The sequence below is a fragment of the Autumnicola patrickiae genome (assembly GCF_031846525.1).
Taxonomy (GTDB): domain Bacteria; phylum Bacteroidota; class Bacteroidia; order Flavobacteriales; family Flavobacteriaceae; genus Autumnicola; species Autumnicola patrickiae.
This window is the reverse complement of record NZ_JAVRHM010000061.1, coordinates 1-1313: the sequence shown is the minus strand read 5'-3', so window position 1 is coordinate 1313 and position 1313 is coordinate 1. Positions and strand designations below refer to the sequence as shown.

The window sequence follows — 1313 nt, the reverse complement described above, 5'->3', positions numbered from 1 at the left end:
TGTTCGTTAAGGCACATAGTTTACAAAGTTAAAGTCACATGCTTTACACTAGATTCTGACTTAGCCTAATTGATACTTGTTTATCTCTTATTTTCTTTTCATTAAAGTAACCTAAAAAAACTTCTCTGTAAAATACCCTCCAGATTCCATTTCCCTGGTCTTCGACACCAATGTATTTTCCCTTAAGTCCTGAGGTTAAAAATACCCAATAAACCGACTTCCAACGCAATGATCCATTTTGACATACTTTCATCACTTTCATTGTTGAGGGATAGTCATAATTTCGGATCTTTTCAGGGTAAGGTCGGGTGGAAAAATCATGGCAATCTGCAGGTGTTTTCATCCCTAAAGATTCATGAGGTCTAACATGATTATATTCTTTTACAAATCGATTTAAACTACGTTGTTGAGCCTTCAGGTCAAATGATGAAGGTTTGGCACAAGCTGCCTTTAAATCACGGTGCATACGCTCGTGACGACCATTTTGATCTGGTCGTGCAGGATCGGAATAAACCGGATCAATTCCCAGCTCGATAAACCAGTAGGATAGCCTGGTATATCTTTGAATAGCAGACACAGATCCAAACGGACTTCCATTGTCAGTATGTATTTGTCTAGGGATACCATATTTCCTGAAAACCTGCGTAAACTCTTGCTTAACAGATAAAAAATTCTCTTTGTAATGTCCTTTTGCCGTAAACAAAAACCTGCTCTTAGAATCAGCAATGGTAAGCGGGTGACAGTATATTTTGTTACCCATTAAAAACTTCCCTTTATAGTCTGCGCTCCAAACTTCATTGCACTTCTTAGGATCAAAAATGGGAAAAACCGGCTTGACCCTTCGACTTCGCTTTTGAGGTTTAACCAGGCCATTTCTGGAGAGGATGTTGTGAACCGTGACCACACTTGGAATAAGTTCTTCAGGGTATTGTTTAAACAACAAAATCCGAATTTTTTTGGCACCCCAAAGCAGGTGTTTGTTTTTCAATTTTAGAATCGAATCTTCAACTTTTTTATCGGTCCTGTTGGGATGATTTATTGGAGTTCTTTCTTGCTCAATTAACCCTGATAATCCCATTTTTTCATACCTGGAAATAAGCTTGTAAGCAGTAGGCCGGGATATATTAAATGACTTACAAAGCTCTGTAATGGTGTACTTCTGAGTTAACCATTCATGAATAAATTCTACCTTTTGTTCCATTTTAGTTTTTGCTTTCCAGACCATGATAAATCACTTTTTGAAGTAATTTATGAATCTTAAAAGTGTAAACTATGTCCCTTTAACTCTGTAAAGGATGTCCCTTTACCGTACC

1 protein-coding gene is annotated in these 1313 nt (G+C 37.4%); it reads right to left on the bottom strand.

Annotated elements, in window-relative coordinates; translation table 11 throughout:
• Positions 1-43 precede the first annotated feature (43 nt).
• A complete protein-coding gene (locus tag RM549_RS19325) occupies positions 44-1225 on the bottom strand; it encodes an integrase core domain-containing protein (RefSeq protein ID WP_311687751.1) in 1182 nt (393 codons plus the stop codon).
• Positions 1226-1313 lie beyond the last annotated feature (88 nt).

Coding starts and splice junctions, on each gene's coding strand:
- RM549_RS19325 (WP_311687751.1), bottom strand. CDS start 1,225: ATGGTCTGGAAAGCAAAAACTAAAATGGAACAAAAGGTAGAATTTATT.